9 protein-coding genes are annotated in these 8266 nt (G+C 60.3%); 3 read left to right on the forward strand and 6 right to left on the reverse strand.

Translation table 11 applies throughout. The features are described 5' to 3' along the window. The 6 genes from AC0AP0_RS06345 to AC0AP0_RS06370 all read right to left on the reverse strand — a co-directional run. A partial coding sequence (locus tag AC0AP0_RS06345) for an AlbA family DNA-binding domain-containing protein (RefSeq protein WP_490429758.1) occupies positions 1-284 on the reverse strand: 284 nt, incomplete at its 3' end. Between the two features lie 214 nt (positions 285-498). Continuing rightward, the gene (locus AC0AP0_RS06350; RefSeq protein WP_490429759.1) at positions 499-2007 is read right to left on the reverse strand and encodes a sensor histidine kinase; all 1509 of its coding nucleotides are present in this window, start codon (positions 2005-2007) and stop codon (positions 499-501) included. Beyond that, on the reverse strand, positions 1995-2726 hold the full coding sequence (locus AC0AP0_RS06355) for a response regulator transcription factor (protein WP_490429760.1): 732 nt from the start codon (positions 2724-2726) through the stop codon (positions 1995-1997). The genes AC0AP0_RS06350 and AC0AP0_RS06355 overlap by 13 nt, the downstream gene beginning before the upstream one ends. Before the next feature lie 150 nt (positions 2727-2876). Then, the gene (locus tag AC0AP0_RS06360; protein ID WP_490429761.1) at positions 2877-3701 is read right to left on the reverse strand and encodes a hypothetical protein; all 825 of its coding nucleotides are present in this window, start codon (positions 3699-3701) and stop codon (positions 2877-2879) included. A 1-nt stretch (position 3702) separates the two neighbouring features. Further along, complete coding sequence (locus AC0AP0_RS06365; RefSeq protein ID WP_490429762.1) at positions 3703-4539, reverse strand: lantibiotic immunity ABC transporter MutE/EpiE family permease subunit; 837 nt, start codon at positions 4537-4539, stop codon at positions 3703-3705. Beyond that, entirely contained in the window at positions 4536-5231 is a 696-nt protein-coding gene (locus tag AC0AP0_RS06370) for a lantibiotic protection ABC transporter ATP-binding protein (RefSeq protein ID WP_490429763.1), read from the reverse strand. The genes AC0AP0_RS06365 and AC0AP0_RS06370 overlap by 4 nt, the downstream gene beginning before the upstream one ends. 410 nt (positions 5232-5641) lie before the next feature. Here AC0AP0_RS06370 and AC0AP0_RS06375 point away from each other — a divergent pair, with 410 nt between their 5' ends. The 3 genes from AC0AP0_RS06375 to AC0AP0_RS06385 all read left to right on the forward strand — a co-directional run. Then, positions 5642-6712: an iron-siderophore ABC transporter substrate-binding protein gene (locus tag AC0AP0_RS06375; protein ID WP_490429764.1), complete on the forward strand. Its 1071-nt coding sequence runs from the start codon at positions 5642-5644 to the stop codon at positions 6710-6712. A 46-nt stretch (positions 6713-6758) separates the two neighbouring features. Continuing rightward, a complete protein-coding gene (locus AC0AP0_RS06380; protein ID WP_490429765.1) occupies positions 6759-7808 on the forward strand; it encodes a FecCD family ABC transporter permease in 1050 nt (349 codons plus the stop codon). 44 nt (positions 7809-7852) lie between these two features. Further along, on the forward strand, positions 7853-8266 hold a 414-nt coding region (locus tag AC0AP0_RS06385), incomplete at its 3' end, for an iron chelate uptake ABC transporter family permease subunit (RefSeq protein ID WP_490429766.1).

An 8266-nucleotide genomic window follows, 5' to 3' on the forward strand; every position in this document is an offset into this window, starting at 1 on the left:
ACCTCGGGATACATCTCTTTGCCCTGTGCCGTTACCGCCTTTTCCAGCTCCTGCGCGTCATGGACGCCGACAACCTCGAATCCAAGGCTTTCATCCAGCCCGAATACGATGATGCCGCCCTCGTTTTGGTTGGAAAACGACGACAGCGAGTCATACACCTTTGGAGTCCCCTGGCTGGCGGCTTTGACTTCTATCGATTGGCCTCCACAACCCTTGCGCTGAATCGAACGCACGACCTCCTCCAGAGACAGATTGCTTTGTTCAGCGTCATCTGATTGTTGCATACAGGCCCCTACAAATTGATAATCTCTGTGATCTCTATCATACAGATTTACTAAAGAAAGGCAAACTTTAGTAATCAATTACTAAAATGATTACTAAAAAATTGATGTTTTTATAATTATCGGCCCGCAATTAACACTATTTCCAGATCTTTATCAATGTACAATTCTTAATCGGACACGGAGTTTGTAGTGACCGATATTCACCCTGCCCCAGTCACTGCACTGGCAAAGATACAGTGACCACTGCGCCACCGCCATCGGTTGCATTCCCCAGGGTCAGGTGGCCTCCTGCACTTTCCACAGTCGACCGGGCTGCAGCCAGGCCGATGCCATGGTGGCCGCCGGAGCCGTGCCGACTGCTATCGGCCCGATAAAGCCATTCCGTGGCATGTGCCAGAGCTTGGCTGCTGAATCCTGGACCCTGGTCACGCACGGTCACCACCAAATCGCGCCCGCCCGCCTGGACATCTTCCAGCCTCCAGGTCAGCGCCACCAGGCCTTGGTCCGGAGAATAGTCAGCCGCGTTGGCGACGATATTCATGATCGCCCTCGCAAGGTCAGCATCATTACCGGAAACCTGTCCGACATCGGAACCCAGGCGGTCATCCCTCTCGAGTCGCAGACCCCGAGCATTGAGGTACCCCTGGGCCTGGTTGTCGACCATATCTCTCAAGGCAACTGTCGTAACCCCGGATCGCTCTGAAGCGGTGCCCACGGAACCCTGGCTGATGGCCTGGGCATAGTCGGCCATCTCGCGGATGGCGTCCTCGATGGAGTCCAGGTAGGACTGCTGCTCCTGGCTGAGTCCGGTCTCCCCCAGCAGGTCGGCGTTGCCTCGCATGATGGTCAGCGGCGTCTTCAGGTCGTGAGCCAGGGCCGCCACCTGCCGACGCTGGGACTCCTGGGCCGTCCAGGTCTTCTCCAGCGATTCCCTCAGCGTGGCGCGCATCCTGTCGAAGGACCCCAGCACACGGTTGATCTCCAGCACGTTGCTGCGGGGCAGGGAGGCATCCAGGTCCTGCCGCCCTATGTCGTCAGCCACCTGGTTGAAGACCTTGAGCTTGGACGATATGACATGGGCCGCCCGCAACCCGACCAACAAGAGGCTGAGCAGCAAAGCGATCCCGTAAGACGCGAGCAGCAGGTTCTGGGGATTGGGATAGCGGTCCCGGGTCTGCCTCGATGCCCACTGCGGCTGAATCCGATAGGCCAGGACACATGGCCTCCCGTCGGCTGTGGCATAGACGACGTAGGTCGCATCCGGCTTTGCACGAGTGGCAAGGGGCCGTCCCGTCTTCTTTTCCCGCTCTTCCGATTGCTTAGACGCCCTATGCTTCCGATGGTCGGCTGCCAGCTGGTCGGCCTCGCTGGCCATGCCGCCCTTCATATCGCCCCCCACGGGATGCCCTTGATGGTCATAGGTCCGATACCAGTAGGCGGCGGGAATCAGGGATTCGTCAACAGTGGTCGTACGGCCAATGGAGCGCCCAACTTTCTCCAGATGCTGCTCGCCATAGTTGGCCCAGAAGAAGTCGCCCCTGGCCCCCAGGTTTATCCAGACCATATAAATGCCGGCGAAGAGCACAGCCAGAATCAGCAGCACATAGAGAAAGTACCTGATGATCAGCAGAACGATGGGCATTCCCTTGCGGCTGGGCCGGCCCTTGCCGTTGACGCTCTGCTCCCTGAGCGACTCTGGTACACCGTCGGTCAGGCCACCCATTGGTAACCCACCGACCAGATGGTCCTGATGGGGTCCACCCCCAGGGCTTTGAGCTTGCGCCGGGCATTGCTCAGATGCACTCTGACCGCAGCCGTGGCATCGCTGTCCGTATCATCGGCGGCCGGGTCATCCTCTGCGGCCAGGCAGGCCTCCCATATCTGCATGGGCGCGTAGGCCCGACCGGGATGTTCTGCCAGCAGGGCGCATATGCGGTATTCCGCATCCGTCAGATTGGCGCTGTGCCCATCCACCCTGATCTGCCGCGCCTGAAGGTCCATGTCCAAGGGTCCGAAATGCAGGAGGGGACGCCCGCGCCGACTACCCTGGGAAAGCCTCGCCCTGACCTTGGCTCGGAGCTCGGCAATGCCGAAGGGCTTGCGTATATAGTCGTCGGCGCCCAGGCCATAGGCCAGGACCGCACTGTCCTCGTCGGTCTTGGCCGTCAGGAAGATGATCGGGCAGGACACTCGTTCCCTGATGGCAGCCAGGAGGGCAAAGCCGTCCATGTGAGGCATCATGACATCGCAGAGAATCAGGTCGACCGAGGACAGGTCCATGCTTACAACCTTCCGCGACTCGTTGACCACGGTCACGGCATAACCGTCCTTGGACAGGGCGGCCATCAGCAGGGTGGTGATCCTTGGATCGTCGTCCACCACCAGGATGGAGGCCCGATGCCGATCGTCCCCGGGGGAACCTCCGGCGTGCACATCAGCCACGATTGGCTCCTTTTCTGCGCTTAGCGACCCGGCCCAGCAGCGTTTGAGAATAAACACCTTGCGGGCCAGGATTCTTGCAAGCTTGATTTCTTGCAGGACGGTTTCCTTGCAGGACAGATTCCTTACGGACCGGATGCCCTGTAATCCAGTCTAATCGCTGACCTTTCGCCGATCCTCGAACCTGCCGATCCAGAGCAGGAGGGCCAGGCCCAGGGTCAGGGTGAGGACCAGACAGGGAACCAGATTATCCACAGCCGTCATGCCGATTGAGGCACGCAGGCCCTCCCCTCCCGGCATGGTCAAGGCCAGCGCCTGCTCGATCCCCAGGGAGCCGAACCTGCTAGGCCAGGTAAAGGGTATCCACCGGCTGATCCCGGGAGTGCTGGCGGCGCCGGACAGGGTACGGCTGTACAGGCCGTTGAAGAGGCCACCGAGGGAACTGATGGATACTCCGGTGCCGAGGACACCAATGGCGATGGTCGCGTTCCGGCCGAAGCTCAGGGCTAGGGCGATGGAGAAAAGGTAGAGGCAGAGGGAACCACCTGCCATGCCCACGGTGGCGAGCGCGACGGCCGAGATTGGTGCGCCCAGTCCGCCAGCCAGAGCCATGGGCAGGCAGTATGCCAGAGCCGCCAGGGCCAGTGCCAGCAGACCCAGAAGCCAGAGCACCAGGACCTTGGCCGCCAGACCCAGACGGCGGCTGGGAATCCCCAGAAGGTTGGCCATGTCGCCGGCCTCACGCTCGGTTTCGATGTTTATGGCAACGACAATGGCGGCCATCAGGGGCATGAAGGCGCCCAGGACCTGAAAGAAGGCATCGGTCTCCAACCCGGGATCATAGGGGGCTGCGGCGAAGTAGGCACCGCAGACGAGTCCTGCCGCCAACCCGCAGATGACGTGGATGGCGATAAGCACAGATCCGTGCAAACGCACGATTTCCGAGGCCACGACCCGGCCGACTGTCATCCCAGTCATGTCAGTTGGTCTCCTTCCGCGAGAACCAGATGCCCGTCAGGACGGACAGGAGCAGGAACCAGACCAGACAGGCCACCAAGGCCGTCAGGCTTTGCCCGCCGAAGACAGACAGCGCAGCCTTGATGGGACTGTTGTCTTCAGTCTCCAGGGGCACACCATCAGGCATGACCTTCATGAAGGGCACCGGCAGGTTGATCATGGCGGCGGGCGGCAGGAAGGGCCATAGCCGTATGTTTCCCCAGAAGGTAATCGAAACCAGCAAATCCACCATGTAAGGCAGGCCGAATCCGATCAGAACACCGAACCGGGCGGTCAGTGCCAGTCCCACCGGTATCATCCAGGAGCAGGCCAGGACCAGCATCAGGGCACTGACTACGAAGTCGACTAGGGAGGGACCCTCGACCCTGGAAACGGCGACTATAAGTGCTGACAGACCCAGAGCCAGCAGGGTGACGATGCCGACCAGAAGCAGACAGTAGACAATCTTGGCCCACCAGATCAGAGCGGGCGCAGCAGGCAGGGCCAGAGTGGTCCTCCACCGCTGTTTGCCGTCGATGTTGGCCACGGCGACGCTTATCAGGGCAGTCATGGCCGGAAGAAGCAGGACATACCAGTAGTTGACCCAGGAGGGCATCCAGACATGCAGCCCGAACGCAAAGCAAGCCACGATAATAATGAGCACCAGAGGAAAAGCCAAGGCCATCCGTCTGGGCGCGGCCGACCGGCCCTTGATGATCTCCGCTGCCAGGATCCTGCCAAAGGGGATGCCGTTGCCCCTGGTTCTGACTCTTTCAGCCGTATCCTGCTGGACGAGTTCGCTGGCATTCCTCTCGTTCATCGCGACCTCCTAAGCACGTCCATGAACAGCCCCTCCAGGTCCTCCCCGGCGTGCAGTTCATTCTCGTAGGCCAGGCGACCGTCGGCGATGATGCCGATATGATCCGCCAGGATCGACACCTCGGAAAGGATATGGCTGGAGACGATCACGCTCATCCCCTGCTGCGGGAAGCTGCGGATCATCCCCCTCAGCTCCTCGATGCCCAACGGATCCAGCCCGTTCGTGGGCTCGTCCAGAATCAGCAGACGGGGTTTGGTCAGGATGGCGTTGGCTATCCCCAGACGCTGCTTCATACCTAGGGAGAACTGTCCGGCCTTCTTGGAGCCCGTATCGCTCAGTCCGGCAACGGAGAGCGCCTGGTCGATCCGTTCATCGGGCAGGCCGAAGAGGGTTGTACGCACCTTGAGGTTCTGGCGGGCCGTCAGGTTTGGGTAGATGGGCGGCTGCTCGATCAGGGCGCCGATGTCGTAGAGGTCCCGGCGCGACCAAGGGTGCCCGTCCAGAATCATCGATCCGCCAGTGGGGTGCAGCATGCCTGTGACCATTTTCAAAGTAGTGGATTTTCCAGCCCCGTTTGGACCCAGGAGCCCATAGACTCCGCCCTCGGGGACATGCAGGGACACCTGGTCGACGGCCCGCTGTCCGTGGCCGAAGACCTTGGTCAGCCCCTCGGTCCGCAATATGTAACGCATGGTCAGCTCCTATTCGTTTCCGTGTGACAGGAGCCAGACTAAAGACCGAAAATAAAGAAAGATAAAGGAGCGGGCTGGACACTTCTGCAAACCAAGGAAGGCCTTGCGAAAGCTTGAGATACCTGAGACAGTCAGAGTTTGCGTCTGCCGAACCCTGATATCGGACATGACCCTCGGCGCAAAAGACCGATAGAGCAAGGACTTTGCTGGATGACCACACCGAAAGCCATGAAGAGGCTGATCCGACCTGGCCCCTCGCATTTTCCTTGCCTACTTCTCAACTTCGCAGCGCGCTAATTAACACACGCAACCAAGGAAATCAACTCTTTTCTTCCCATCGCACCGATGCTACATCTGGTACCTGGCTCTGGTGCACCATGCCAATTCGACAGCACGATCAAAGGAACCACATGCACATTCGACCACTCCATTCCCTCACTCGATTCAAGCGCACTATCGCAGTCATCCTGGTGCTGGCAAGCGCCCTGTTCTTCCTGGGTGCCTGCGGATCGGACTCGCAGGCAGGTCCGTCCAGCGAGTCAAAGGTCACGGAAGGGCGAGGCTCCTTCCCCGTCAAGATCGATCACGTCTACGGCACCACCTCGATACCTTCCAAGCCCAAGCGCATCGCCACCGTCGGATGGGCCACTCCCGACAATCTCATCGCCTTGGGGGTCGTGCCGGTCAGCATCCAAAAGAACGCCTTCGGCAAGACCGTCGATGGGGGATACCTGACCTGGACCAAGGATGCCTTGGATGAGATGCATGTGGACAAGGCGGATATACCCAAGTTGCATGACGAATCAGACAGCATCGATGTCGAAGCCATCGCCGCATCCAAGCCTGATCTGATCATCGGCCTGCTCTCCGGCATGACCAAGAAGCAGTACGACACCTTGAGCAGGATCGCGCCCACCATCGCCTATCAGAAGGTGGCCTGGGGCGACCCCTGGCGCAAGGTCATCACCGCCACGGCCCAGGCCATCGGTGAACCAGAAAAGGGCAAGCAGCTGATAGCCGACCTGGAGGAGCGCATCGCAAAGGCCGCCGAGGCCCATTCAGCCATCAAAGGGAAGACCGGGGCGGTCATGTACTTCGACGCCTCCAAGCTCTCCAAGTTCAGCGTCTACACCACCTCCGACGCCCGGCCGCAATTCCTGAACGATCTGGGCCTGGAGACTCCGGAGTCCATCAAGGAGGACTCCAGAAGCACCGAGGACTTCTACAAGGAGATCTCCTCGGAGCACGCCGACAGATACAAGGACGTCGACATCATCGTCACCTACGGCACCCCCGACCTGTTTGAAGCGATGCGCAAGGACCCCCTTCTTTCCAAGATTCCCGCAGTTGAGCGCGGGTCCGTCGTGGTCATCGACAATGACAGCGAGATGGCCAATGCCCTCGACCCCTCGGCCCTGTCCATCCAGAAGACGACCGACACTTACGCCGGGCTTCTGGGCGAGGCTGCCTCCAAGGTCTGATTCAGGCCACAGGTGAGGGGATGAAAGAGGGATAAGGGGTGCCGATATGCAACCAGCAATGACACCGCGCCCTGATAACCGACAGGTCGTCATGCATGGCAAGGGAATCGGATCCATGGTCTTGTCCGAGCTGATCCTGGCGGCCTGCCTGGTCACGGTCTGCGGCCTGTCCCTGGTTTTCGGCTCCCGTTCCGTCAGTCCTTCCGACATCCTCCATGCCCTGTCGACCTCCTCGGATGACATCGCGGTCTCGGCCATCCGCCTGAGAATCCCCCGCACCGTCCTCGGCCTCATGGTCGGTGCCGGGCTCGGGGTGGCTGGGACCCTGATGCAGGGCATATCACGCAACCCACTGGCGGACCCGTCGATTCTGGGTTTCAACACGGGGGCAGCCCTGGCAATTGTCTGCTCCATAGCCTTCTTCTCCCTATCGACTCCGGCCCAGTATGTCTGGGTGGGACTGCTGGGCAGCGCGACGACCGCACTGATCGTCTGGGCCATAGGTTCCCTGGGGCCATCCGGCCCATCGCCCCTGAGGCTGACCCTGGCCGGTGTCGTGATCAGCTCGGTACTGGGGTCCCTTACCTCCGCCATCCTCCTGCCGCGCGTCAATGTCATCAGCTCATATCGCTTCTGGCAGGTGGGTGGAATCTCGGGCGCCCGGTTCGACCTCATGATGCCGGTCCTGCCTCTTCTCGCCCTTGGCCTGATACTCGCCTTCTGCCTGACACCCGGAATCAACGCCTTGACCCTGGGTGATCAGATGGCCGAGGGGCTGGGCATGCATATCGGACGTGTCCGCAGCCTGGCCTGGCTTGCGGCGATACTCCTCTGCGCCTCCTGCACAGCGCTGGCGGGTCCGATTAGCTTCGTCGGCTTGGTGGTTCCCCATGTGGCACGACTGCTCATAGGCCCCGACTACAGGCGAATCATGGCCCTGAGCATCCTCATCGGCCCCATCCTGGTGGTTGGCGCCGACGTGGTGGGCAGGATAATCACCCGTCCATCCGATGTGGAGGTCGGCATCGTCACGGCACTGATTGGGGCTCCCGTATTCGTGATTCTGGCCGGGCGCAGAAGAACCGCGGAGGTATAGGCATGGATGCTTGTCTCCTTCATGATTCACAGAGGCATGATGCGATGACCGACCTGCAACGGATAAGACGGGCCCATGCCATTCGTTCGCTGACAGTGACCATCCTGCTTGTGATACTCCTGATCGCTCTCGCATTGGCCGATCTGACCTTAGGACACCGCGTCTACTCCATGAGTGACCTGGTTGGAGCGGTCTGGGGACAGTCAGACGAAGGAACCAGGTTCGTGATTCTCCAACTCCGTATGCCCCGGACACTAATTGGCTGTGTCGCCGGCATCGCATTCGGCATGGCCGGGATTGGTTTCCAGTACCTCCTGCGCAACATGATGGCCAGCCCAGACATCATCGGCATTACTGCCGGAGCCAACACTGCTGCCATCTTCGGCATTGTCGTATTGGGTCTGTCGGGCATGCCTCTGGCCTGCCTGGCGGTCATGGGTGGTCTCCTGACAGCCCTC

This window comes from Bifidobacterium sp. POST2/T3 (B1) (assembly GCF_058197115.1).

Bases quoted from the DNA above. Each gene is read 5' to 3' on its own strand.
- AC0AP0_RS06350 (WP_490429759.1), bottom strand. From the start codon at position 2,007: ATGGGTGGCCTGACCGACGGTGTACCAGAGTCGCTCAGGGAGCAGAGC.
- AC0AP0_RS06360 (WP_490429761.1), bottom strand. From the start codon at position 3,701: ATGACTGGGATGACAGTCGGCCGGGTCGTGGCCTCGGAAATCGTGCGT.
- AC0AP0_RS06365 (WP_490429762.1), bottom strand. From the start codon at position 4,539: ATGAACGAGAGGAATGCCAGCGAACTCGTCCAGCAGGATACGGCTGAA.
- AC0AP0_RS06370 (WP_490429763.1), bottom strand. From the start codon at position 5,231: ATGCGTTACATATTGCGGACCGAGGGGCTGACCAAGGTCTTCGGCCAC.
- AC0AP0_RS06375 (WP_490429764.1), top strand. From the start codon at position 5,642: ATGCACATTCGACCACTCCATTCCCTCACTCGATTCAAGCGCACTATC.
- AC0AP0_RS06380 (WP_490429765.1), top strand. From the start codon at position 6,759: ATGCAACCAGCAATGACACCGCGCCCTGATAACCGACAGGTCGTCATG.